This window comes from Inquilinus limosus MP06, from assembly GCF_000767795.1.
Classification (GTDB): Bacteria; Pseudomonadota; Alphaproteobacteria; order DSM-16000; family Inquilinaceae; genus Inquilinus; species Inquilinus limosus_E.
Window position 1 is genome coordinate 1 of record NZ_JANX01000031.1, and the last position, 22,391, is coordinate 22,391.

Genomic DNA, 22,391 nt, shown 5'->3' on the forward strand with positions numbered 1-22,391 from the left:
CGCCTTGACCTCGACGAAGGCCACGGTGCGGCCGCGCAAGGCCACGATGTCGATCTCGCCCAGCGGCGTCTTCAGCCGCCGCGCCAGGATGCGCCAGCCCTTGGCCCGCAGCAGCCACGCCGCCGCGCGCTCGGCCCGGTGGCCGAAGGCCTCGGCCCGGCGCCGGGACTCGTCGCGGGAGGCGCTATTCCTCATCGGCGGCGAGGTCGAGCGCCAGGCGGTAGACCTCGCGCTTCGGCTCCCCGGTCGCCGCCGCCACGGCCTCGACCGCGTCGCGCAGGCTCATGGTCGCGAGCGCGCGGCGCAGCTGCCCGGCCAGGTCCTCCTCGCTCGGCCGCGCCGCCGCGCCCGGCGGGCCGATGACGATGACGATCTCGCCCTTGGGCGGCCCGGCCTCGGCGTAATGCGCCGCCAGCTCCGGCAGCGGGCCGCGCCGCACCTCCTCGAACAGCTTGGTCAGCTCGCGCGTCACCGCCGCTTCGCGGTCGCCCAGCACCGCCGCCAGGTCGCTCAGGCATTCCGGCAGGCGGTGCGGCGCCTCGAACAGGATCAGCGTGGCGGCGATCGGCGCCAGCTCCTGGAGGAAGGTGCGGCGGGCGGCGGATTTCGGCGGCGGGAAGCCCGCGAACAGGAACCGGTCCGATGGCAGGCCCGACAGCAGCAGGCCGGTCAGCGGCGCCGAGGCGCCGGGCAGGCAGGTGACCGGCAGCCCCTCGTCCCGCGCCGCCCGGGCCAGCTTGTAGCCGGGGTCGGAGATCATCGGCATGCCGGCGTCGGAGACCAGCGCGATGACCTGGCCTTCGGCCACCCGGCGCAGGATCTGCGGCCGCATCTCGGCGGCGTTGTGCTCGTGATAGGGAATCAGCTTCGTGCCGATGCCGTAGAGCGACAGCAGCTTGCGGGTGGTGCGTGTGTCCTCGCAGGCGATCGCGTCGGCGTCGCGGAGCAAATCGAGCGCCCGGAGCGTTATGTCGCCGGCATTGCCGATGGGGACCGCGGTCAGGTACAGGCCGGGTGCCGGTTTACTCGGCGATGCAGCACCGGTAGGGTCGGCGGCAGAGGGCCGCCGCTGCCCGGCGCCGGTCGATTGTCGAGAGTGAGGGGGCGTCCGTGACAAGACTTGCGACAGTCGCAGAGGGGTCGATGGGTGGTGGCCGCGAGAAGCTGCGCCGCCTCGTCCGGCTGGCGGGGGCCGCCGCGATGGCGGCGGCGCTCGCTGCCTGTGCTCAGTTCCAGACCGTACAGAGGCCGACCCCGATCGCGCAAGCGCCGACGCAGCAGCCGACCGCGCCGAGCCACCCGAATGACGGGGTGCTGCGCGTCGGGCTGCTGCTGCCGCTGTCCGGCAGCAATGCCGCGCTGGGCGAGGCGATGCAGCGCGCGGCGCAGATGGCGGTGTTCGACACCGGCACCCAGGTCGTGCTGCTGCCGCGCGACAGCGGCGAGAGCGCCAGCGCGGCCGGCCAGGCCGCGCAGGCGGTGATCGCCCAGGGCGCCGACATCATCCTGGGGCCGCTGTTCAGCAAGGCGGTCTCGCCGGTGGCGCAGCAGGCCCGCGCGGCCGGAATCAACGTCGTCTCCTTCAGCACCGACACCGCCCAGGCCGGCGGCAACGTGTTCCTGCTGAGCGTGCTGCAGCAGCAGGCGATCGACCGGATCGTCGGCTACGGCGTCAATCACGGCCTGCGCCGATACGCCTTCCTGGCGCCGGACACGCAGTACGGCCAGCTGATGCGGCGGGCGATGGCCGAGGCCGCCGCCAAGTACGGCGCCGAGGTGCCGGTGGTCGAGCTGTACAACAGCAAGCTGAGCGACCCGACCCCGCTGCAGCAGAAGCTGCAGGCCACGCCGGTGGACGCGGTGCTGGTGGCCGATGTCGGCAGCCGGCTGAGCGTGGTGGCGCCGATGCTGGGCTATTCCGGCGTCACCGCCAAGCTGATGGGCACGGGCCAGTGGGACGACCCGTCGGTCAACCGCCAGTCCTACCTGGCCGGCGCCTGGTACGCCGCGCCCGACCCGTCGCGCCGCGCCGATTTCGAGAGCCGCTACGCCCAGCAGTTCGGCGCCCCGCCGCCGCGGCTGGCGACGCTGGCCTATGACGCGGTGGCGCTGACCGCGGCGCTGGCGAACCAGCCGGCGGGCGGCGGCAACCCCTTCACCACCGCGGCGCTGGAGGACCCCAACGGCTTCGTCGGCATCGACGGCATCTTCCGATTCGGCCCGGACGGGCTGGTGCAGCGCGGCCTGGCGGTGCTGGAGGCGCAGCCGGGCGGCCCGACCGTGCTCGAGGCAGCGCCGGACAGCTTCTCCGGCGCCGCGTTCTAGTCTCTATTTAGGCGTTCTCGGGCACCGCGTTTTAGGATAGGTACGAGGGCTCCGACGTCATCGACGTCGTGAGCCGGGAGATGCCGATGTCGACCGTTCAGCCGAGCCGGCCGAACGAACAGCCGGGCGGGGGCGGGCTGCCTCCCGAGGCCCCCGTCGAGATCGAGCTGAAGCTGCGCGTGGCGCCGGGCGACCTGGACCGGCTGCGCGGCGCCGAGATGCTGACGCGGATCGCGGCCGGGCCGGGCACCACCCGGTCGCTGACCTCCTTCTACTACGACACGCCGGACTGCGCGCTGCAGCGCCGCGGCGTGACCCTGCGCGTGCGCCGCATCGGCCAGCGCTTCGTCCAGAGCCTGAAGACCGAGCGCCGCGGCGACGGCCTGGCCCGCGGCGAGTGGGAGGTGGCGCTGCCGGCGATGGTGCCGGCGCCCGACGCCTTCGACGACCCGGACGCCCGGGCCCTGCTGGACGGTGTGCCGGTCGAGGCGCTGACGCACCTGTTCACCTCCCGCATCCAGCGCGAGACCCGGATCCTGTCGCTGCCGGATGCGGTGGTCGAATGCGCCTTCGACACCGGCACGATCGAGACCCGCGACGCCAGCGACCCGGTGGCGGAGATCGAGCTGGAGCTGAAGGAGGGCCGCGCCGCCGCCCTGTACCGGCTGGCGCTGTCCTTCCTGGACGAGATCCCGCTCAGGGTCAGCGAGGTGACCAAGGCGGAGCGCGGCTATCGCCTGGTGGCGCGCCGCCCGCCCGGGGTGATGTACGACCCGAAGACGCCGCTGGCCTCGGGCATGACGGTGGACGAGGCGATCGCCACCGTGCTGGCCCGCTGCCTCAGGCACTGGACCGCCAATGAGGCGGCGGCGGAGGATGGCGGCGACCCCGGCGGCGTGCACCAGATGCGGGTGGCGCTGCGCCGGCTGCGCTCGGCCCTGACCCTGTTCCGCAAGACCGTGCCCTCGCCCGCGCTCGACTGGCTGCGCGACGAGGCGAAATGGCTGGCCGGCGCGCTGGGGCCCGCGCGCGACTGGGACGTGTTCCTGGGCGCCACGGTCGAGCCGCTGGACACGTTGCGGCCGGACGATCCCGGCATCGGCGCCCTGCGCGCCGCAGCGCAGCGCCGTCGCGAGGCCGGCTATGCCGCGGTGCGCCAGGTCCTGGCCGATCCGCGCTGCGCCCGGCTGCATCTGACGCTGGGCGAGTGGCTGGAGCGGCGGGGCTGGCGCGACCATGCCTCGACCCAGACGCTGACCGCGCTGGTCGAGCCGATCGACGGGCTGGCCGGGCGGCTGGTGGCCCAGGCCCACCGCAAGGTGGTGACCCGCGGCCGGCACCTGGCCCGGCTGGACCCGCATCAGCGGCACGAGGTGCGGATCGCGCTGAAGCGGCTGCGCTACGCCATGGACTTCTTCCGACCGCTCTTCGCCGAGAAGCGGGCCAAGCCCTTCGCGTCGCAGCTGTCGAAGCTGCAGGACGCCTTCGGCCATCTCAACGACGTCGCCACGGCCGAGGGGCTGCTGCACCGCCTGACCGACGACACCGCCGACCCTGCGCTGCACCGCGCCGCCGGCATGGTGCTGGGCTGGCACGCCCGCGGCGCCGAATCGACCGAGCCGGAGCTGCTGGCGCAATGGGACGCGTTCCGCGCCGTCAAGCCGTTCTGGACCGGGGGCGAATGATGGTGCAGCGCCAGCCCCCTCGGTGTCATTGCGAGGAGGCGAAGCCGACGAAGCAATCCAGGGGCCGGTACGCACCGGCCCCTGGATTGCTTCGCTGCGCTCGCAATGACGAAATAGGGAATCGCAGACAGACAGCGCCAACAGGGGAAACGGCATGATTTCCGTGCTCGTCGCGAACACCAAGGGCGGCTGCGGCAAGACCACGATCGCGACGACCCTGGCCTCGGCCTTCGCCGCGCAGGGCCATTTCACCGTCCTGGCCGATGTCGACCGGCAGCATTCCAGCCTGGACTGGGCGAAGCGGCGGCCGGACGGCGCGCCGGCCCTGGCCGGGGCGGACTGGGCGAAGTCGGACTTCGTCGTGCCCAAGGACGCCGAGCGCCTGGTGATCGACGCGCCGGCGGCGCTGAAGATGAAGGATGTCGAAGCGCTGGTGAAGATGGCGGATGTCATCGTCCTGCCGGTGCTGCCCTCGGCCTTCGACGAGGGAGCGACCCGCCGCTTCCTGAACCGGCTGGAGGAGCTGAAGCCGATCCGCAAGAGCCGCGCCGCGGTGGCGGTGGTCGGCAACCGGATGCGGGTGCGGACCCGCGCGGCGGCCCAGCTGGACAGCTTCCTGGGCGGGCTGGGGCACACGGTGGTGTCGCGGATCCGCGACAGCGCCGCCTATACCGAGGCCGCGGCGGAAGGCCTCAGTGTGTTCGACCTGCGCGGCCGCCGGGCCGAGGATCTGCGGGAGGACTGGGCGCCATTGCTGCGCCACATCGAGGAGGCGGGCGCCGCCTGACGGGGGCAGGTTACGCGGGAAAAGCCGCATGGCCTCTCCCACAAGCGAGACCTTTTCAGATTCACAGAACCGTCATTGCGAGCGCAGCGAAGCAATCCAGGGGCCGGTGCGCACCGGCCCCTGGATTGCTTCGTCGGCTTCGCCTCCTCGCAACGACGGCGAGGGATGGATGTTGTGAAAGAGTCTCTTCGCCGGCACAGCTCAACCTAGTGCGACCGTGCTCCGATGCCGCCTCGAAGCGCTGGATCAGTGCCGCGCGGTGTGGTCGCGCAGGACGTCGGCGATGAAGGTGTTGGCCAGGTCGGATGACGCTTCCGGGTGGCGCTTGCGGAACGCCTCGAGCGCGGCGTCGCACGCCGTCCATTCATCGGCGCCGGCGGCGCGGCGCGCCTCATAGGTGCTGATGACGATGTCGCTGGTCGAAGGAATGGACTGGCCCACGAAACCTCTCCCTTGCGCAATATCGGTGCCTGACGCGGCTACAATCCGGCGGGTGAAGCTATCAACATTGCACTGCACAAAATGTTCCGTGTCCAGCCGATTCTTTGGGTGGAATCCGGTCAACCCACTGACGAAGACGCGAAAATTTTGAGTAAATCCCTGCCTTCCGGCGGCGTAGAACAATATCCGAAATGATGAGGCGAAGATCAGGACAAGATCATGTCCGACCTAAGGCTGCCTAGGGCTTCAGCCGCCATCCGCGGGCGATCAGCATGGCTGAGCAGGCCCAGAGCACGGCGCCGCTGCCGGCCAGCACGGCGAGGCTGAAGGCGACGGCCTCGGCTCCCGCGCCGCCGAAAGCGATGCGGGCGGCGTCGATCGCGTAATAGACCGGGTTCAGCGTCACCGCCGCGGCCAGCGGCTGCGGCAGCAACGCCACCGGGGCGAAGACGCCGGACAGGAAGGTGACCGGGATCAGAAGGAAGCCGAAGAAGGCTGCGGCCTGATCCCATTTCTGCGCCCACAGCCCGACCAGCGTGCCGGCGGCGGCCAGGAGGAAGGCGCCGAGCAGCAACACCAGGGCCAGCAGCAGCGGGTCGGCCACGCCGGTGCCGGCGGCCAGCAGCAGCGCGAGGAGGCAGGGCAGGCCGGTGACCAGGCCGGAGGCGGTGCCGGCCAGGGCGTAGGCGGCGGCCACCTCCCACGCCGCCAGCGGCGGCATCAAGATGTCGCCGACCAGCCGCTCCACCTTCAGGAAGGTCAGGCTGTAGACCGTGGTCTCGGCGGCGCGCAACAGCACGACATAGACCACGAACCCGGGCGCCAGGAACGGCAGCAGCCCGCCGGGCCCGGCCCAGGAGGCGGCGGAGCCGTCCCCCGCCGCGATCGCGAAGACCGCGACATAGAGCAGGGTCGAGAAGGTCGGGGCCACGACCGTCTCCGGCCAGTCCTTGAGATAGGCCCGGAACTCGCGCCGGAACAGCGTGGCCAGGCCCAGCCAGTGCACCGCGCCGTAGCGCCGGACCGGGCGGGCCGCCCCCGCCGGGCGCGCCGCCCCCGCTGGATGCCCGGGCATCAGGCCTTCAGCTTGTAGCCGGTGGCGAGCATGCGCAGCAGCAGCGCCAGCAGCGCGGCGTTGACGCCGAGCAGGACAAGGATGCCGATCGCCAGCGTACCGTCGCTGACGCCGATGAAGCCGTAGCGGAACCCGTCGATCATGTAGAAGAACGGGTTGAGATGGGCGACGAAGTGCCAAGCCGGCGGCAGCCGGTCGAGCGAGTAGAAGGTGCCGGACAGGAAGGCCAGCGGCGTCACCACGAAGTTGGTGACCGCGGCGATGTGGTCGAACTTCTCCGACCAGATGCCGCCGATGGCGCCGAGCAGCGCCAGCATCATCGACGCGGCGATGGCGTGGAACAGCACGAAACCGGGATGCACCGGGTCGACCGGCACGAAGATGCGGATCGCGCCCCAGGTCACCGCCCCGACCAGCAGGCCGCGGACGACGCCGCCGGCGATGTAGCCCACCGCCAGCTCGGCCGGCGCCAGGGGCGGCATCAGCACGTCGACGATGTTGCCCTGGATCTTGGCGATCATCAGCGAGGAGGAGGTGTTGGCGAAGGCGTTCTGCGCCATCGCCATCATGATCAGCCCCGGCGCCAGGAACTGCAGGAACGGCACCCCCGCGGCCTGCCGCCCCGCCCCGCCGAGGGCCAGGGCGAAGATGGCGTAGAACAGCAGTGTGGTGACCACCGGCGCGGCGATGGTCTGGGTCGCGACCTTGAGGAAGCGGTGGACCTCCTTGGCGGTCAGGGTCCACAGGCCGATCCAGTTGATGCGGCCGATCGGGCGGGGCTGGGGCATGGGCATTCTGGTGGCGGCGGGCGGGCGACCATAGCCCGCCCCGCCGCGCCCGTCACGCCGCCCCTTCACCGTTCTCTCGGGGCGGCAGGGCGCACAGACGCGCCTCCGCCTGGTCGAGCCGGAGCTCCAGCAGGGCGGCGATCTCGCTTTCGCGCAGCCCCTGCTGCCAGGCGCGCCAGCGCCGCTCGCAACGCCGCACCGCCGCGTCGAGATCGGCCTCGCACCGGATCTCCCGGATCGGTCGCATGGGGCTCCTCGGAGGGCAAGCCGGCGCGCTTCTCCAGCCTCACAGCCTCGCCACGATCCCGCCGATCTCGGCGACCACCGGATTGCGCTGCTCGAAGGTCAGCGACGGCAGCTCGCAATAGGCGGCGACCAGGACCGGGCCGCGGTCCACGGGCCAGGCGACGGCGATGTCGTTGGTGCTGCCCTCCGGATTGCCGCCGGTGCCCGTCTTGTCGCCGACCAGCCAGCCGGCCGGGAAGCCGGCGCGCAGCCGGGCGTCGCCGGTCTTGTTGGTGATCAGCCACGCCGCCAGCCGGTGCCGCGAGGCCGCGGACAGCGCGTCGCCGAACAGCAGCTTGCGCAGCGTCTCCAGCACCGCCGCCGGCGTGGTGGTGTCGCGCGGGTCGCCGGGACCGGCATAGGCGTTCAGCTCCGGCTCGATCCGGTCCAGCCGCGAAGCCTCGTCGCCGAGGGACCGGAGGAAGGCGGTCAGCCCGGCGGGGCCGCCGAAGCTGGCCAGCAGCAGGTTGCCCGCGGTGTTGTCGCTGTGGGTCACCGCGGCGTCGCACAGCTCGGCCACGGTCATGCCGGCGCCGCCGACCCGGGGCTTGGTCACGTCCGACACGCCGGCCACGATGTCCTTGCGCGAGAACGCGATTCGCCGGTCCAGCCGCTCCTGCTTGCGGTCGACACGGGCCAGGACGAAGGCCGCCGCCAGCGCCTTGAAGGTGCTGCACAGGAGGAAGCGCTCATCGGCGCGATAGCCGATGCGGGCGCCGGTCGCCAGGTTCAGCGCGGCCACGCCCAGCCGGCCGCCATGGGCGCGCTCCAGCTCCGCCAGCCGGGCCGCCGCGTCACCGCCGGATTGCGCCGCCGCCGGAAGAGAGGCCAGGGCGGGAACGAGCAGGGAGCCGGCCAGCGCCAGCCGGCGCGATACCAGGATCGACAATCGGGTCTCCATCGTTCGGGGAACTGCCGAGCAGGCTGTCGTCGCCTCCCGGTCGGGGCAGCGCCGGGTCGCCGGCCGCCGCTGCCCTTTGAATAGGCGCAAGCCATGCCCCTAGCCAAACGAGGAATACTTCGCATAGACATGAGATAATGTTGGCCATTGGGAGGGCGCCGGATGGACATTTCCCAGATGCCGCTGAACGCCCTGCGGGCCTTCGAGGCGTCCGCCCGGCTGGGCAGCTTCACCCGCGCAGGGCTGGAGCTGCGGGTGACCCAGACCGCCATCAGCCACCAGGTGAAGGGGCTGGAGGAGACGCTGGGCGTCACCCTGTTCGAGCGCCTGCCGCGCGGCCTGGCCCTGACCGATGAGGGCATCGCCCTGGTGCCGGTGCTGACCGACGCGTTCCGCCGCATGAGCGCCACGCTGAGCCAGCTGGAGGAAGGCAATTTCCAGGAGATCCTGACCGTCGGCGTGGTCGCCACCTTCGCCACCGGCTGGCTGCTGCGGCGGCTGGACGGCTTCCGGCGGCAGAACCCGTCGGTCGATCTGCGGATCAAGACCAACAACAACCGCGCCGACATGCTGGTCGACGGGCTGGACTGGTTCATCCGCTTCGGCGACGGCGCCTGGCACGGCACCGAGGCGCAGCCGCTGATGGGCGCGCCGCTTTCGCCGGTCTGCGCCCCGGCGCTGCGCGAGCGCCTGCGCCGGCCGGCCGACCTGGTGCACGAGCAGCTGCTGCGGTCATACCGGATCGACGAATGGAGCCTGTGGTTCCGCGCCGCCGGCATCGAGGCGCCGAAGCTGCGCGGCTGGATGTTCGATTCGTCGCTGACGCTGGTGGAGGCGGCGGCGCAGGGGGCCGGGGTGGCGCTGGTCCCGGTCGCCATGTTCGCCGACCCGATCGCGGCCGGCCGGGTGGTGCAGCCCTTCGCCATCGAGGTGCCGGCCGGCACCTATTGGCTGACCCGCCTGAAGTCCCGCACCGAGACCTCGTCGATGCAGGCCTTCCGCCGCTGGCTCCTGGCCGAGATCGGCGGGGCGTGAGCCCCGCCGTCCCGGTGCCGCCTCACCCCGCCGCGGCGGCGACCTTCGCCTCGCGGCGGCGGCGGTGCAGGATCGGCTCGGTGTAGCCGTTCGGCTGGTCCAGGCCCAGCAGCACCAGGTCCAGCGCCGCCTGGAAGGCGATGCTGCCATCGAAGTCCGGCGCCATCGGGCGGTAGGCCGGATCGCCGGCATTCTGGCCGTCGACCACCGCCGCCATGCGTCGCATCGTCTCCCGCACCTGCGCCTCGGTGCACAGCCCGTGCTTCAGCCAGTTGGCGATGTGCTGGGACGAGATGCGCAGCGTGGCGCGGTCCTCCATCAGCCCGACATCGTTGATGTCCGGCACTTTGGAGCAGCCGACGCCCTGGTCGATCCAGCGCACGACATAGCCGAGGATGCCCTGGGCGTTGTTGTCCAGATCGCGCTGGATCTCCTCGGCCGACAGGTTGCGGCCGCCCAGCAGCGGCGGGGTCAGGATCGCGTCGAGCCTGGCCTTCGGGCGGGAGCGCAGCTCCTCCTGCCGCGCCGCCACGTCGACCATGTGGTAATGCGTGGCGTGCAGCACCGCCGCGGTCGGCGACGGCACCCAGGCGGTGCTGGCCCCGGCGCGGGGATGGCCAATCTTGGCCTTCAGCATCTCGGCCATGGCGTCGGGCTTGGCCCACATGCCCTTGCCGATCTGCGCCCGGCCCTTCAGCCCGGCGGCCAGGCCCTGGTCGACATTGTTGTCCTCATAGGCGGCCAGCCACACGGCGTCCTTGATGTCGCCCTTCGGCAGCACCGGCCCGGCCAGCATGCTGGTGTGGATCTCATCGCCTGTCCGGTCCAGGAAGCCGGTGTTGATGAACACCAGCCGGTGCCGCACCGCGCGCATGCACGCCTTCAGGTTGACCGTGGTCCGCCGCTCCTCGTCCATCACGCCGACCTTCAGCGTGTGGCGCGGCAGGCCCAGCGCGTCCTCGACCCGGCCGAACAGCGCGTCGGTCAGCGCCGCCTCGTCCGGCCCGTGCATCTTCGGCTTGACGATGTAGACGCTGCCGGCGCGACTGTTGCGCGGCCCCGCCGTCTTCTTCAGGTCGTGGATGGCGCAGAGCGAGGTGACCAGGGCGTCGAGAAAGCCTTCCGGCACCTCGTTTCCGTCGGGGTCCAGCACCGCGTCGGTGGTCATCAGGTGGCCGACATTGCGCACCAGCATCAGGCTGCGGCCGGGCAGCGTCAGCGCGCCGCCGCCGACCGCCGTGTAGGTCCGGTCATCCGAAAGACGGCGGGTCATGGTCTTGCCGCCCTTGACGAAGGTCTCGGCCAGGTCGCCCTTCATCAGCCCCAGCCAATTGCGGTAGACCGCGACCTTGTCCTCGGCATCCACCGCCGCAACCGAATCCTCGCAGTCCTGGATGGTGGTGACCGCCGCCTCCAGCACCACGTCCTTGACGCCCGACGGGTTGTCGGCGCCGATCGGGTGCGACCGGTCGATCTGCAGCTCGATATGCAGATTGTGGTGGCAGAACAGCAGGGTGCGCCGGTCGTCGTCGCCGGCGAATCCGGCGAATTGCTCCGGACAGGCGAGGGCGGTGGTCGCGCCGTCGGCCAGCACGATGTCCAGCCCTGCCGTCGTCCCGGCCGTCAGGCGGTACTCCCTGACCCCGGCATGGCTGCCGGCGGCCAGCGGGATCGCGGTGTCGAGGAACTTCGCCGCCTCGGCGATCACCGCCTGGCCGCGCTTGCGGTTGAAGCCGGCGCCGGGCGCCAAGTCGCCGGCCTGCGGGATGGCGTCGGTGCCGTACAGCGCGTCGTACAGGCTGCCCCAGCGGGCATTGGCGGCGTTCAGGGCGAAGCGGCCGTTCATCACCGGCACCACCAGCTGCGGCCCGGCGATGACGGCGATCTCCGGGTCGACATTGGCGGTGTCGATGGCGAAGTCCGGCCCCTCCTCGCGCAGATAGCCGATGCCGGTCAGGAAGGCGCGGTATTCGGCCGGGTCCAGCGGCCGGCCCCGCCGCTCCTGGTGCCAGGCGTCGATCTGCTGCTGCAGCCGGTCGCGCTCCGCCAGCAGCGCCCGGTTGACCGGGCCCAGCTCCGCCACGATCGCGGCGAAGCGCTGCCAAAAGGCGTCGGGGTCGACGCCGGTGCCGGGGGCGATCTCGGTCTCGACCAGATCCGCCAGGGACGAGGCCACCCTTAAGGTGTGCCGGGAAACATAGGAGGTCATATGCAGCGCCGTGGTTGAAGGGCCATGATCATCCGGCTAGTGGAACGGCCGCGGGCGGTCCAGCGCGCCGCGGGAAGTTTCCCGCGATGCGGAAACCGGCCGATGCTATGAAAAGTGTACAGCCATCGGCGCGGCAGCGTCCCGCCTCAGGTCGGAACGGGTGAATGCGAGAGAGGCGATCGACGCCGGCCAAGGCGGAGGGCACACCCAGATCGGGCAGCGTACAGTCGGTGGAGCGGGCGCTGTCGCTGCTCGAGGCGCTGGGCGAGGATGAGGAGGGCACGCGGCTGACCGATCTGGCGCAGCGCACCGGCCTGTCGCCCTCGACCGTGCACCGCCTGCTGACGACGCTGGAGCAGCGGCGCTTCGTGCAGTTCGACCCGTCGGACGGGATGTGGCATATGGGCCGGCAGGCCTTCGCCGTCGGCTCGGCCTTCGTGCGGCAGCGCAACTTCGTCGCCCCCACCCTGCCCTTCCTGCGCCGGCTGCGCGACCAGACGCGGGAGACCGCCAATCTCGGCGTGGTCGACGACGGCGAGGTGGTGTGCCTGACCCAGGTCGAGAGCCGGGAGATCATGCGCGCCATCACCCGGGTCGGCGGCCGGGCGCCGATGGCCTCCTCCGGCATGGGCAAGGCGATCCTGTCGACCTATTCCGAAGCCGATGTCGCGGCGGTGGTGGCCCGGCACGGCCTGCCGAAGCTGACGCCGCGGTCGTTGACCAGCGCCGCCGCCCTGGCGGACGAGCTGGTGCGGGTGCGCATGTGCGGCTATGCGGTCGACGACGAGGAGTTCGTCACCGGGCTGCGCTGCGTGGCGGCGGTGGTGCATGACGCGCAGGGCGAGGCGCTGTGCGCGATCTCGGTCTCCGGCCTCGCCACCCGCCTGACGCCCGACCGGGCGGCGGTGCTGGGGCCGCTGCTGCGCGACACCGCGCGGGAGCTGACGCGCACCCTGGGTGGGCGCGCGCCAGACCCGGCGGGATAGTCCTCTCAGACGGCCTTCAGGTTCTCGGCCGACGACTTGTTGCGGCGCGGGTCCATCTGCTCCTCATAGGAGATCTTCTGGCCCTCGTTGAGGCCGCGAAGGCCGGCGCGCTCGACCGCGGAGATGTGGACGAAGACGTCCGGGCCGCCGTTCTCCGGCTGGATGAACCCGAAGCCCTTGGTGCTGTTGAACCATTTCACGGTGCCGATCGGCATCGCCTGCCTCCCAGGAAAGATGGCGCCGCGCAACAGCGCGCGGCGCGTCAGTCGGTCGCCGGGAAGGCTGCGTCCAGGACCGCGATTGCGGCCGGCCGGCCATCCGAACCGGAGTGACCACGCTATGATGGAGCCGGTTTCGTCCCAATGGCAAGACCAACGGCACTTGATTCACCCGATATCGCGGCCGGCAGGCGAGAAGGGGAGGACTTTCCCCTTGCCCCAATCAATATTGAATAATACGTATCTCAATCAATACTGGTTTCGTTGATATTTGACGATCTTCGTCGATTTTGTGAAGTTCTTCATCTCAATGCACGATTGGCTGAAGATCGGGAGAATGTGAATGGCGACCATCAACGGCACCGCTGGAGATGACGGCCTGGCGGGTACGGCGGGCGACGACCTCATCAATGGCGGGCGGGGCAACGACAGTCTGGACGACGGCGATTCACCGGAGGGCGGTCCCGGCGGCAACGATATCCTGAATGGCGGCTTCGGCGAGGACTGGCTGATCAGCACTCTGGGGAACGACACGTTGACCGGAGGCGCCGGCCACGACGTGTTCAGCATCCGCATGGGCTCGGGGGACGCGCGGACCGTGCATGTCACCGATTTCGATCCCGCCACCGATGTCCTGCAGTTCAACTACAACCGTTACGACGGCACCCTGGTGACGACCGCGACGGATCAGGGGGTGCTGTTCCAGTACGACCGGGACGGCGACGGCCGGTTCGACGTCTCGGTTGCCGTGGACACGGCGGAGCCGGTCGCGATGGTGGACGGACACCCGGATCTGAGCGACTGGCAGATCTGGGGGACCGGTCCCTGAACCGCTCGTCTCCAGCCTCGGCCCGTGGCCGGGACGCCGGCGGAATTGGCGGCGTCCTCAGCCCGGTTGGCTGCCGGGTCTCTCCAACAGGCCGCCGATCGAGCTCCGCAGCCGGCCCAGGAAGCGCTCGACGACGGTGACGGACGGCCCGGCGATCTCGACATTGATCCGGCGCTTGTCGGCAGGGTCGGTGCTCTTGCGCAGATAGCTCCGCTTCGCCAGCTCGTCGATCCGGCGGACGGTGGTGGAATAGGGCGCGTCGATCAGGCCGCACAGCTCGCTGACCGACACGCCGCCCCGCCCCGCCAGCCGGCTGCGGTGCAGATACATCAGGATCTGGACATATTCGACGCTGACGAACTCGTCGCCCAGCGCGCCGGCGAGCGATTTGATGATGTCGAGCGAGGCGTCGACCAGGGCAACGGGGTTGTCGGTCATGGCAGCACGTCCATGGCTGGCGGTGGCGGTCTCAGCCGGGCCTTCCTGGTGCAGGCTCAGCATCTCGGCATGCTGGGCCACGATCTCCTGGCTGAGGTCGGCCATCCGGTCGAGGGTGGAATCGAGCCGCCCCATGCGGCGGCGGAAGCCGGCCAGGAAGGCGATGTTGCGCCGGATCAGCATCCGGATCGCCGCCTCCCCGAGACCGTGGTCATAGGCGCTGTGGCCCACCAGGTCGAAGGCCAGATCGCTGGCGCCGAACAGGGCACGGTCGCCGATGACGAGCAGCCTGCGTGCGCCGCCGCGCAGCGTGCCGAGGACGCGGCGGGCGAAGGCGACATCCACCGGGCCGGGCAGCGAGCTGAGATAGACCAGGACCAGGTCCGGTTCGAGCGAGCGGATCTGGGGCATGTAGTCGCCGGCGATGGGCAGCTCGAACAGGTCCGCCAGCGGGCGGTTCTCGCCGCGCACGAGGTCGAGATCCTGCGGCCGCGCGCCGTACAGCACCGCCAGGGTCAGCTTGCCCCGCATCGCCGTGCCGGGGCCGATGTCCTGATGGTCGCCCATGGAGCCTCCGTTGCTTCGCTGCGATCAGAAGGTCGCGGTGACGACGACGAGATCGGTGTAGATGCCGGCGGCGGGCGCCACGGCCAGCGGGGTGGCGAGCTGGGCGCAGACCTGGTGGTTGTTGATCAGGTTCACCGTGTTTCCGGTGCCGGCCAGCGGCGACGCCGTGGTCCAGGCGGTGTTGCAGCCGGGCTGGAATAGCGCATAGGCCAGGTAGTCCGCGCCATTCCGCATCCGCCGGGTGCCGCCGCTGACATTCTGGCCGTCGCCGATGGTGATGCTGTAGGGCGTCTGGTAGGTGCAGCGGATGCCGACATTGCCGAACTGCCGCACGCCGGTGGCGCTGGCCTGCGCCGCCGCGACCGCCCCCCAGGACCCGAAATCGACGTCCTGGAAATTCTCGAACTGGCAGTTCTTGGGCACGATCGAGGTGACGGTGAAGGACGTGACCATGGTGCCGGTCGTGCTCGGCAGGCCGGCCTCGCAGCTGGCGCTGCCGGGGTTGACGAGATATTGGCTGACCAGCTGATAGGTGTCGGTATAGGTGCCCGGCCGGACCCGGTCCTGCTGCTGTCGGTCGAGATAGGTCAGATTCAGGCTGGTGGTGTTGTCCCAGTAGGTTCCGGTCCCGCCGCCTCGGATGTACAGGAGGATGCCACCCGTCGAGCGGCTGCCGCCGCCGTCCCGGGCGAAGCGGCGGTTGAATTCGTCGGTCATCTCCCAGGCCAGGCGCGAATCGGTGTCCCTGGTCTGGTAATAGACATAGTCGCTCGGGCCGACCTGATTGCCGACGGCGCGGATATAGGAGCAGATCCGGAAGCCCGAGACCGGGCGGGGCGACGAGCAGATGTACTGGACCGTGCCCGAGGCCTTGGCCCCCGCATTCGGCACGATGTCGACCGTGGTGGTGCCGAGATTCGAAATGCTGTTGATCCTGCAGGTCTGGGCCTGCGCGCCGGCCGGCGCGAACAGCAGCGCCGCGGCCGCGGCGAACGGGACGAGGAGGATCAGGCGGGGCAGCGTGGTCATGAGATCGCTCGCGATGTCCGTCGGCTAGTAGTTGACCGTGATGACGACGGTGTCGGCATAGCTTCCGGCGGAGGGGGTGGGCTGCGCCGGAACGCGGCCGTAGACGAAGAGGTTCGGGGCGTTCCCGGTCCCGGTGCCGCCGACGGTGGCGCCGGTGACGCCGTCGCCCCACACATTGGTGCGGCCGGCATTGGTGTAGAGCTGGTAGAGGATCGTCTCGGACCCCAGCTTCATGCGCCGGTTGGCGATGGTGGCGCCCGGCCCGGTGCCGGCGCCGAGTGCGATCGAGTACGGCGTGCCCGGGGTGCAGCGCATGTCGATCGGCGCCTGGGCGTCGACGGCGGTGCCCAGCAGGCCGTGCGATCCGAAATCGAGGACGTTGGATCCCCCGACCAGGCATTTGGCGTTGACCTGGGCGGTGACGGTGAACGGAAAGCCCGGCGTGTTGTTCGCCCCGCCGGCGCAGTTCGCCAGGTAGCTGTAATACATGATCGTGTGGTTGCCGCCGAAGCTCGACGAATAGGTGCCGAGCGGCGTGGTCGGCTGGCCGCCGAAGACGCGGCCATACATGGTGAAGGTCTTCGAGCCGGTGCCGCCCCCGCCGAGCTGGATGGTGTCGATCAGCGGGCCGCGGGGGTTCTGGCCCGGGAACACGGCGCTGCCCCAGATGTTGGTGCGGCCCGGATCGGTGTAGAGGTCGAAGGACAGGGTGTTCGTCCCGCTGCGGAGATAGCGCGGGGTCAGGCTGGAGGAGGAGCCGCCGCTGCCGTCGCCGATATGCAGGCAGACCCAGACGGTCCGGCCGGCCCCGCCGCGGCAGTCGACCCTGACCTGGGAGGTCTGGTCCTGCGAGGTGGTCGACAGCGTGTCGATGACGCCGAAGGTGAGATTGCTGGGGGTGGCCGAGCAGCTTTGGGCCTGGGCCTCGCCAGGCCCGAGGAGCTGAGCCAGGGCCGCGAGCGGGGCGAGAGCGAGGAGGCGGAGCAGCGGGCTCATCGTTCAATAGGCGACGGTGAAGCGGAGTGGGCCGCGGTCGCCGACGGCATGCCCCGCCGCCGGCGCGGTGACGCGCCCGTACAGGGGCACGGTGACCGGGGCGCCGGTGCCGCTGCCCGCGACGGTATCGATGCCGGCCCGACCGCCCCAGACGCTCCGGCGTTCGGGGTCGCTGTACAGCCGGTAGGGCATGGCGGGCGCGCCGCTTCCGGCATCGAGCGCGAGGAGGTAGGGCAGGCCCTTGGTGCAGTCGATGTCGACGCTGCCGGTCCCTTCCAGCATCCGGCCATCGACCGCCCGGCCGCCGGGCGCGGGGGCCGGGAAGGTCAGGGCCGCGCCCCGGTCGACGCTGCAGGCGGTCTCGATCGTGATCGTGATGTGCAGCGTCGACGCGCCACCGGTCCGCGGCCCGGCGGTGCCCGGCGTGTTGTCGCCGGGCAGCGAGCCGAGACCGACGGTCGGCCCGGGGTTCCCCGCCACGGCCTCCTGGGCCAGGGCCGGCGGCGACCAGGCCCAACTGGCCACGAGGACCAGGGCGATGGCGGTGCCGGCCAGGGCGACGAGATGCGAGGAGCGCATGGGATCCTCCTTCTCAGCGGCAGGGGACGGGCCCGATCTCGGGCTGGGCGCCCGGGACCGGCTGGTAATCGAAGCCGGCGCGGCAGGTGCCGGCAGCCTCGGGCAGGATGACGGTGACCCCGTTCCGGCCGGACAGCCCGGTCAGGTAGGTGCGGCCGTCATAGCCGGTGACGGTGGCCTGATCGGTGCCGTCGAGCTGGACCACCGCACCGACCGGCAGCGGCTTGCCGTCCGGCCCGGTCAGGCTGACCACGGCGGCATCGACCTTCTTCACCCCGAAATCGACCACCGCGCCGGAGCGGTCGGCCGGCACCACCACGGTCTGGGTCGAGTCCGGTTGCAGGTCGAGCGCCAGGTTGGCCGGATCGATCGAGATCGTGTTGTTCTGGTACGACTGCAGGTACGGCACGAAGGCGCGGCCGCCGGAGTTGGTGGTGGCGACCCGGCGGTTGTTGAGCGAGACCTCGACATTCGGGCCGCCGGCCTTGACCACGGCGAAGGCGTCGTCGACCCGGTTGGCCAGGAACACGCCGCCGCCGGCGGCGACGATCGAGCCCTCGACGGTGCCGGTGACGCGGCCCATGTCGCCCGACTGCTCGAGCGAGCCTTGGAGATAGGCGACCGCGGTGCGGTAGTTGACCGAGGCGGACCGGTTGCCGGTGCCGTCGACCGTCTCCTGGTCGCGGACGGCCCAGCCAAGCGAGCCCTCCTCGAGCCGGGCGGACTTGGTCAGGCTGGTGTCGAAGCTGGTGCGGTTGCCGGTGCGCGAGATATTGGCCGAGGCCGTCATGTCGCCGCCCAGCGGGATGGTGACGCCGGCGAAGACGCCGTAGTTGCTGCGGTCGTCGAAGTCGCCGTAGCCGGTGACGTAGACCGAGACGTCATCGAAGATGGTGCGCGACCAGGAGGCGGTCAGGATCGAGCTGTCGCCGTCCCGGCCGGCGCCGCGGATGCGGGAGAAGCCGAGGCTGAGCGACGAGGGGTCGAAGCCGAGCGGGAAGGACACGCCGGTGCGCAGGATCTCGCGGGCGCGGGAGGAGACCGGGGCGTCGTTGCCGTGGCGGCGGTCGACCACCAGGCCGACATCGTTGTAGTCGCCGAGCATGCGGTCGGCGCCGGCGTAGAAGGAGTAGCCGTTGCGCGAGACCTGGTAGAAGGCGGAGACCTTGCCGCCGGTCTCGTCGCCGTCCTTGGCGCCGTACTGGCTGGCGGCGGCGGCGGCGTTGATGGCGCCGTAGGGGCCGAGGCTGGTGACGATTCCGGCGCCGCCGTTGAACAGGCCGCGGGTGGCCTCGAAATGGCCCTCCAGCGTGACCCAGTCGGTCAGGCCGTAGCGGATGCTGGCCGAGCCGGCCAGGCTGCGGTCGTACCGGAACGACGTGTCGCCGTAGCCGAGGCGGACGAAGCCGAGCTCGACCGAGAAATCGAAGAAGTCCTCGCGCAGCATGTCGGGCGCGAAGAAATAGGAGCGCTGGGTGACGATCTCGCGGCCGAGCGCATCCTTCATGACGATGCGGGCGTCGCCGCCGCCGCCGAGGAAGGGCAGGCCGGTGAAGTCGAACGGCCCGGCCGGGACCTCGCCGGAGAACACCCGGATGTTGTTGAGGTAGAGGTCGAGGGTGGACGGCACCGAGGCGGTGCCGGCCAGGTTCGGCACCGGGGTGGTGACCAGGTCCGGGCGGATGTCGAAGTTGCGTTTGAACTGCAGGCCGCCGAAGCGGTAGGACGAGGTCCAGGACAGCGAGCCCGAGATGCTGTCGCCGGCCTGGTAGACCAGCAGGTTCTCCGGGTCGGTGTAGCGCCAGGCGCTGTCGAGGCGGATGAAGCCGTTGCTCTCGTCGTCGAAATTGTCGAAGTCGTTGACCCGGGCCAGCGCCGTGGTCGAGACGATGCCGAGCGGGCTCAGCAGCCGGGCGTCGAAGCTGCCGCTGAGGGTGTTGGTGGTGCTGCCGCCGCTGCTCCAGTCGTACTGGGACGTGCCGTACAGCGTGTAGTTCATCAGGAAGCCGAGATCCGAGCGCACGGCGGAGAGATCCACCGGCCGCGACCCGGCGCCGACATCGACGCTGGTCGGCACGCGGGCGTCGTCCGGCGCCGTGAAGACGACCGTCTGCTTCGGCTCGTCATAGCGCCAGGTGACGCCGGCCAGGCTGTCGAGCGGGACCAGGCCGTCATTGTTCACCGCGCCGATGCCGGGCTTGATGCCGGCGGTCGACAGGTCGCCCGGCGTGGCGGCGAGCCTGCCGTCGGGCAGGCGCCTGAAGGTGGCCAGCGTGCCGCTCGAGCGGTCGTTGACGATGACGCCGAGCAGCAGGTCCTGGCTCGCATCCGGCCCGCCGGGCGGCAGCGCATCCGGCGGCGGCACGTCCTGGGCAAGCGCCGGCGTCGCGGTGCCGGCGACGCCGAGGGCGATGAGCAGGCACCAGGAGGCGACGCGCGGCCCGGCTTGTAGACTAGCGGCCGGCGACCGTCGCCGTCTGGTTGACTGCATAATCGTCCCCCTTGGCGGTAATGCTGACGCTGCTGCCCGGCTGGATGCGCTGGGCCCCGGCGCTGGCGGTCCAGCGCTTGGTGCTGCCCGGCAGCACATAGCCGTTCAGCCCCTCCCCGAAGGAGACGCGGCCGGCGGGCGACGCGACCGTCAGGTTGGCGATCTTGGCGTGGCGGTCGCCGGTGTTGGTGGCCTCGACCACCAGGCTGCCGCCTTCGCGCCGGACGTCCCAGCGCAGCTCGGCGCCGGCGGCGCGGTCGGCGAAGAACACCGGGATCGAGTAGCGGACGACGAGATTCACGGAATCCGCGGGGCGGCGGACATTGACTTCGGGCAGCTCGTCGATCAGCAGGCGATAGGTCTGCTCGCCGCTGGCGACGGGGGCCGCGGTGCGGGCGACGCGGATGGTGTAGGTGGTGCCCGGCTGCAGCGAGGCGGCCGGCGGGCTGGCGACCACGTCGGTGGCCGGGGCCAGCTGGTCGTCGCCGCCGCTCTGCGTCCATTTGAAGACGCGGACCTGGACGTTGACCGGCCGGTCGCCGTTGTTGCGAAGATTGACGGCGGACGCCTGGGCCGGCGCGGTCAGATCGACGGAGACGGGCGACACCTGGAGGGATGCCGCCCGGCCGTCGGTTGCAAAGACCAGCCCAGGGACCACCGCGAGAAGCGCGAGAAGGCGGCGCATCAGGGGTGTCCTCGGGTTGGCGGTCAGTAGGTGACGGTGTCGTTGTAGACGCCGGCCGTCGGGGTGTTCTGCGGCGGGACGCGGCCGAACACCTGGGTGCTCTGGACGGTGCCGTCGGCGGTCTTCGACACGGTGTTGCCGCCGGCGCCGGTGGTGTTGCCCCAGACGGTGGTCCGGGCCGAGTCCTGGTACAGCTGGTAGGACACGAACTCGGTGCCGTTCTTCATCCGGCGGGTGGTGACGTCGCCGGGCGTGGACGGGTTCAGGCCGGCGTTGAGGCCGATCTGGTAGGCGGTGCCGTTGGTGCACTGGACCTGGATCGAGCCGGTGCCGCTGGTCGCGGTCTGGCCGTCCACATTGGCGTTCAGCACGCCGTGGCTGCCGAAGTCGAGCACGGCATCGCCGGCGCCCGTGCCGCCGCTGCCGGCATTGACCTGGCATTCCTTGGTGATGGTGATCTTGACCTGCAGGTTGCCGGTCGCGGTGGCGGCGTCCGCCACGGTCGAGAACCCAGCCACGGCCAGCGCCGCCGCAGCCAGGATCGGGGTAACAGCCTTCATCGTCCTCTCCAAAAACCATGTTATGACGCCGGGCTTCTCAATTGCCCGGTTCAGCCCGCACCCCCCTTCCCTGGCCATCGCGGCCTGCAGGCGAGTCGTGCGCTCTGACGCGTTTGCCAACGGCGGCCCCAGTCCCCCGGGAGCCGCGTTCAAACTTATTTGTATCAAATTTTAGATAATTTGAATTCACATCTGCAACAGCAATCTTTCCCAAATTTGGGAAGATCTGGCTCTCGGCTTGAAACCCACAGGGAATCAAGGAGATATGGCGCGACAATCCCTGGACGCCGGGTCGCCCCTGACTAGGATGCCAGGGGCGGACGGAAAACCAGGGCCTGGCTCGGACGCGGCAAGGGGGGAGCGGGATGCAGGGGCAGATCGGGGTCTGGCTGGATTGGGTCGGCGTCGCCGTCTTCGCGCTGACCGGCGCCCTGGTCGCGGCGCGCCGCCAGGCCGACCCGGTCGGCTTCATCATCCTGGCCACCGCCACCGGCATCGGCGGCGGCACGCTGCGCGACCTGCTGCTCGGCATCGGGCCGGTGTTCTGGATCGCCGATCCGGTCGACCTGGTGATCTGCGTCGCCGTGGCCCTGGCCGTGTTCTTCGGCCATCCGACATTCGCCGGCCAGGGCCGGCGGCGGCGGGTGATCGTCTGGGCCGACGCGGTCGGCATGGCGCTGTTCGCGGTGACCGGGGCCGGGCGGGCGATGGATGCCGGGGCGCCGGCGGTCTCGGCCATCGTGTGCGGCGCCATGACCGCGACCTTCGGCGGCATCATCCGCGACGTCATCATCGGCCAGGTGACGCTGATCGTCAGCGGCGAGATCTACGTCACCGCCGCGGTGCTGGGGGCCACGGTCTATGTGACGGTGCGGATGGTCACCGGCGACGCGCTGCTGGCCGCCTGCCTCGGCGCCGCGGCCGCCTTCGGCCTGCGGGCGATGGCGCTCGGTCTCGGCTGGTCGCTGCCGCGATTCCCGCCCTCGCCGCCCGACACGCCGGCCGGCTGACCGCCCGGAACCGGCCCTTCGCCATTGCCATTCTCCAGGAATGGCAACCGAGACGCTGCAAGACCTGGCGGCCGAGGCACGCGGCTGCACCCGCTGCCCGCTGTACAAGCCCGCGACGCAGACGGTGTTCGGCGAAGGCCCGGCCGGCGCCGCCGTCGTCTTCGTCGGCGAGCAGCCGGGTGACCAGGAGGACCGGCAGGGCCGGCCCTTCGTCGGCCCGGCCGGCCGGATCTTCGACCAGGCGTTGGCCGAGGCCGGCATCCCGCGCGACCGGGCCTACATCACCAACGCGGTCAAGCACTTCAAGTTCACGCCGCGCGGCAAGCGCCGCCTGCATAAGCGGCCGAATGCCTTCGAGATCGACCGCTGCAAAATGGTGGCTCGACCGCGAGCTGGCCCTGATCCGGCCGCGCCTGACCGTGGCCCTGGGCGCCACCGCGGCGCGGGCGCTGGCGGGCGGCCGCTCGCGATC

The 22,391-nt window shown here is 70.8% G+C and carries 24 protein-coding genes; 8 read left to right on the forward strand and 16 right to left on the reverse strand.

The window, feature by feature from the left end; translation table 11 throughout:
• Both P409_RS04775 and rsmI read right to left on the reverse strand, forming a co-directional pair.
• Window positions 1-195, reverse strand: a 195-nt coding sequence (locus P409_RS04775; protein ID WP_034832450.1) for a YraN family protein, incomplete at its 3' end; no start/stop codon positions are given.
• Window positions 185-1,117: a 16S rRNA (cytidine(1402)-2'-O)-methyltransferase gene (gene rsmI / locus P409_RS04780; RefSeq protein ID WP_081991269.1), complete on the reverse strand. Its 933-nt coding sequence runs from the start codon at window positions 1,115-1,117 to the stop codon at window positions 185-187. The genes rsmI and P409_RS04775, both read right to left, overlap by 11 nt.
• A 26-nt stretch (window positions 1,118-1,143) precedes the next feature.
• Between rsmI and P409_RS04785 the strand changes: the two genes are divergently transcribed.
• From P409_RS04785 to P409_RS04795, 3 genes are all read left to right on the forward strand, one after another.
• Window positions 1,144-2,325: a penicillin-binding protein activator gene (locus tag P409_RS04785; RefSeq protein ID WP_052120037.1), complete on the forward strand. Its 1,182-nt coding sequence runs from the start codon at window positions 1,144-1,146 to the stop codon at window positions 2,323-2,325.
• A gap of 86 nt (window positions 2,326-2,411) precedes the next feature.
• Complete coding sequence (locus P409_RS04790; protein WP_161790340.1) at window positions 2,412-4,010, forward strand: CYTH and CHAD domain-containing protein; 1,599 nt, start codon at window positions 2,412-2,414, stop codon at window positions 4,008-4,010.
• Between the two features lie 154 nt (window positions 4,011-4,164).
• Complete coding sequence (locus tag P409_RS04795; RefSeq protein ID WP_034832404.1) at window positions 4,165-4,797, forward strand: ParA family protein; 633 nt, start codon at window positions 4,165-4,167, stop codon at window positions 4,795-4,797.
• Window positions 4,798-5,043: 246 nt separating this feature from the next.
• Here the strand turns inward: P409_RS04795 and P409_RS04800 are convergent, their stop codons facing one another.
• The 5 genes from P409_RS04800 to bla all read right to left on the reverse strand — a co-directional run bounded on the left by P409_RS04800 (window position 5,044) and on the right by bla (window position 8,275).
• On the reverse strand, window positions 5,044-5,238 hold the full coding sequence (locus P409_RS04800) for a hypothetical protein (protein WP_034832406.1): 195 nt from the start codon (window positions 5,236-5,238) through the stop codon (window positions 5,044-5,046).
• Window positions 5,239-5,476: 238 nt separating this feature from the next.
• On the reverse strand, window positions 5,477-6,313 hold the full coding sequence (locus P409_RS04805) for an ABC transporter permease (RefSeq protein WP_052120039.1): 837 nt from the start codon (window positions 6,311-6,313) through the stop codon (window positions 5,477-5,479).
• On the reverse strand, window positions 6,313-7,107 hold the full coding sequence (locus P409_RS04810; RefSeq protein WP_034832409.1) for an ABC transporter permease: 795 nt from the start codon (window positions 7,105-7,107) through the stop codon (window positions 6,313-6,315). Before P409_RS04810 ends, P409_RS04805 begins: the two co-directional genes overlap by 1 nt.
• 46 nt (window positions 7,108-7,153) lie before the next feature.
• Complete coding sequence (locus P409_RS04815; RefSeq protein ID WP_034832410.1) at window positions 7,154-7,348, reverse strand: hypothetical protein; 195 nt, start codon at window positions 7,346-7,348, stop codon at window positions 7,154-7,156.
• Between the two features lie 39 nt (window positions 7,349-7,387).
• Window positions 7,388-8,275, reverse strand: a complete 888-nt coding sequence (gene bla / locus P409_RS04820) for a class A beta-lactamase (RefSeq protein ID WP_034832413.1) — start codon at window positions 8,273-8,275, stop codon at window positions 7,388-7,390.
• 174 nt (window positions 8,276-8,449) lie between these two features.
• Here bla and P409_RS04825 point away from each other — a divergent pair, with 174 nt between their 5' ends.
• Window positions 8,450-9,322, forward strand: coding sequence for a LysR family transcriptional regulator (locus P409_RS04825; RefSeq protein ID WP_034832416.1), 873 nt, complete (start codon window positions 8,450-8,452; stop codon window positions 9,320-9,322).
• A gap of 22 nt (window positions 9,323-9,344) precedes the next feature.
• Here P409_RS04825 and P409_RS04830 read toward each other — a convergent pair whose 3' ends face one another.
• Window positions 9,345-11,531, reverse strand: a complete 2,187-nt coding sequence (locus P409_RS04830) for a malate synthase G (protein ID WP_034832420.1) — start codon at window positions 11,529-11,531, stop codon at window positions 9,345-9,347.
• A 164-nt stretch (window positions 11,532-11,695) separates the two neighbouring features.
• Between P409_RS04830 and P409_RS04835 the strand changes: the two genes are divergently transcribed.
• Window positions 11,696-12,517 (forward strand): IclR family transcriptional regulator, encoded by an 822-nt coding sequence (locus P409_RS04835; protein WP_034832424.1) that lies wholly within the window; start codon window positions 11,696-11,698, stop codon window positions 12,515-12,517.
• A gap of 5 nt (window positions 12,518-12,522) precedes the next feature.
• On the opposite strand, the gene P409_RS04840 is transcribed toward P409_RS04835, so the two are convergent.
• Entirely contained in the window at window positions 12,523-12,732 is a 210-nt protein-coding gene (locus P409_RS04840; protein ID WP_034832428.1) for a cold-shock protein, read from the reverse strand.
• A 346-nt stretch (window positions 12,733-13,078) separates the two neighbouring features.
• On the opposite strand from P409_RS04840, the gene P409_RS36040 reads away from it, so the two are divergent.
• On the forward strand, window positions 13,079-13,564 hold the full coding sequence (locus P409_RS36040) for a calcium-binding protein (protein WP_052120040.1): 486 nt from the start codon (window positions 13,079-13,081) through the stop codon (window positions 13,562-13,564).
• Between the two features lie 57 nt (window positions 13,565-13,621).
• Here P409_RS36040 and P409_RS04850 read toward each other — a convergent pair whose 3' ends face one another.
• From P409_RS04850 to P409_RS04880, 7 genes are read right to left on the reverse strand one after another with little or no spacing between them, the layout of a single operon-like run.
• On the reverse strand, window positions 13,622-14,569 hold the full coding sequence (locus tag P409_RS04850) for a MarR family transcriptional regulator (protein ID WP_034832431.1): 948 nt from the start codon (window positions 14,567-14,569) through the stop codon (window positions 13,622-13,624).
• 24 nt (window positions 14,570-14,593) lie between these two features.
• Complete coding sequence (locus P409_RS36045; RefSeq protein WP_052120041.1) at window positions 14,594-15,598, reverse strand: Csu type fimbrial protein; 1,005 nt, start codon at window positions 15,596-15,598, stop codon at window positions 14,594-14,596.
• Window positions 15,599-15,622: 24 nt separating this feature from the next.
• Window positions 15,623-16,594, reverse strand: coding sequence for a Csu type fimbrial protein (locus P409_RS04860; protein ID WP_034832434.1), 972 nt, complete (start codon window positions 16,592-16,594; stop codon window positions 15,623-15,625).
• 3 nt (window positions 16,595-16,597) lie between these two features.
• Entirely contained in the window at window positions 16,598-17,173 is a 576-nt protein-coding gene (locus tag P409_RS04865) for a spore coat protein U domain-containing protein (protein WP_034832437.1), read from the reverse strand.
• 13 nt (window positions 17,174-17,186) lie between these two features.
• A complete protein-coding gene (locus P409_RS04870; protein ID WP_081991271.1) occupies window positions 17,187-19,664 on the reverse strand; it encodes a fimbria/pilus outer membrane usher protein in 2,478 nt (825 codons plus the stop codon).
• Window positions 19,627-20,349, reverse strand: coding sequence for a fimbrial biogenesis chaperone (locus P409_RS04875; protein WP_034832442.1), 723 nt, complete (start codon window positions 20,347-20,349; stop codon window positions 19,627-19,629). The genes P409_RS04870 and P409_RS04875 overlap by 38 nt, the downstream gene beginning before the upstream one ends.
• A 23-nt stretch (window positions 20,350-20,372) precedes the next feature.
• Complete coding sequence (locus P409_RS04880) at window positions 20,373-20,909, reverse strand: Csu type fimbrial protein (RefSeq protein ID WP_034832445.1); 537 nt, start codon at window positions 20,907-20,909, stop codon at window positions 20,373-20,375.
• A gap of 365 nt (window positions 20,910-21,274) precedes the next feature.
• Here P409_RS04880 and P409_RS04885 point away from each other — a divergent pair, with 365 nt between their 5' ends.
• Both P409_RS04885 and P409_RS04890 read left to right on the forward strand, forming a co-directional pair.
• Window positions 21,275-21,919, forward strand: coding sequence for a trimeric intracellular cation channel family protein (locus P409_RS04885; protein WP_034832448.1), 645 nt, complete (start codon window positions 21,275-21,277; stop codon window positions 21,917-21,919).
• Window positions 21,920-21,959: 40 nt separating this feature from the next.
• A partial coding sequence (locus P409_RS04890; protein WP_238578595.1) for a UdgX family uracil-DNA binding protein occupies window positions 21,960-22,391 on the forward strand: 432 nt, incomplete at its 3' end.

Bases quoted from the DNA above. Each gene is read 5' to 3' on its own strand.
- P409_RS04785 (WP_052120037.1), top strand. From the start codon at position 1,144: ATGGGTGGTGGCCGCGAGAAGCTGCGCCGCCTCGTCCGGCTGGCGGGG.
- P409_RS04790 (WP_161790340.1), top strand. From the start codon at position 2,412: ATGTCGACCGTTCAGCCGAGCCGGCCGAACGAACAGCCGGGCGGGGGC.
- P409_RS04795 (WP_034832404.1), top strand. From the start codon at position 4,165: ATGATTTCCGTGCTCGTCGCGAACACCAAGGGCGGCTGCGGCAAGACC.
- P409_RS04805 (WP_052120039.1), bottom strand. From the start codon at position 6,313: ATGCCCGGGCATCCAGCGGGGGCGGCGCGCCCGGCGGGGGCGGCCCGC.
- P409_RS04810 (WP_034832409.1), bottom strand. From the start codon at position 7,107: ATGCCCATGCCCCAGCCCCGCCCGATCGGCCGCATCAACTGGATCGGC.
- P409_RS04815 (WP_034832410.1), bottom strand. From the start codon at position 7,348: ATGCGACCGATCCGGGAGATCCGGTGCGAGGCCGATCTCGACGCGGCG.
- P409_RS04825 (WP_034832416.1), top strand. From the start codon at position 8,450: ATGGACATTTCCCAGATGCCGCTGAACGCCCTGCGGGCCTTCGAGGCG.
- P409_RS04830 (WP_034832420.1), bottom strand. From the start codon at position 11,531: ATGACCTCCTATGTTTCCCGGCACACCTTAAGGGTGGCCTCGTCCCTG.
- P409_RS04835 (WP_034832424.1), top strand. From the start codon at position 11,696: ATGCGAGAGAGGCGATCGACGCCGGCCAAGGCGGAGGGCACACCCAGA.
- P409_RS04840 (WP_034832428.1), bottom strand. From the start codon at position 12,732: ATGCCGATCGGCACCGTGAAATGGTTCAACAGCACCAAGGGCTTCGGG.
- P409_RS36040 (WP_052120040.1), top strand. From the start codon at position 13,079: ATGGCGACCATCAACGGCACCGCTGGAGATGACGGCCTGGCGGGTACG.
- P409_RS04850 (WP_034832431.1), bottom strand. From the start codon at position 14,569: ATGGGCGACCATCAGGACATCGGCCCCGGCACGGCGATGCGGGGCAAG.
- P409_RS36045 (WP_052120041.1), bottom strand. From the start codon at position 15,598: ATGACCACGCTGCCCCGCCTGATCCTCCTCGTCCCGTTCGCCGCGGCC.
- P409_RS04860 (WP_034832434.1), bottom strand. From the start codon at position 16,594: ATGAGCCCGCTGCTCCGCCTCCTCGCTCTCGCCCCGCTCGCGGCCCTG.
- P409_RS04865 (WP_034832437.1), bottom strand. From the start codon at position 17,173: ATGCGCTCCTCGCATCTCGTCGCCCTGGCCGGCACCGCCATCGCCCTG.
- P409_RS04870 (WP_081991271.1), bottom strand. From the start codon at position 19,664: ATGCAGTCAACCAGACGGCGACGGTCGCCGGCCGCTAGTCTACAAGCC.
- P409_RS04875 (WP_034832442.1), bottom strand. From the start codon at position 20,349: ATGCGCCGCCTTCTCGCGCTTCTCGCGGTGGTCCCTGGGCTGGTCTTT.
- P409_RS04880 (WP_034832445.1), bottom strand. From the start codon at position 20,909: ATGAAGGCTGTTACCCCGATCCTGGCTGCGGCGGCGCTGGCCGTGGCT.
- P409_RS04885 (WP_034832448.1), top strand. From the start codon at position 21,275: ATGCAGGGGCAGATCGGGGTCTGGCTGGATTGGGTCGGCGTCGCCGTC.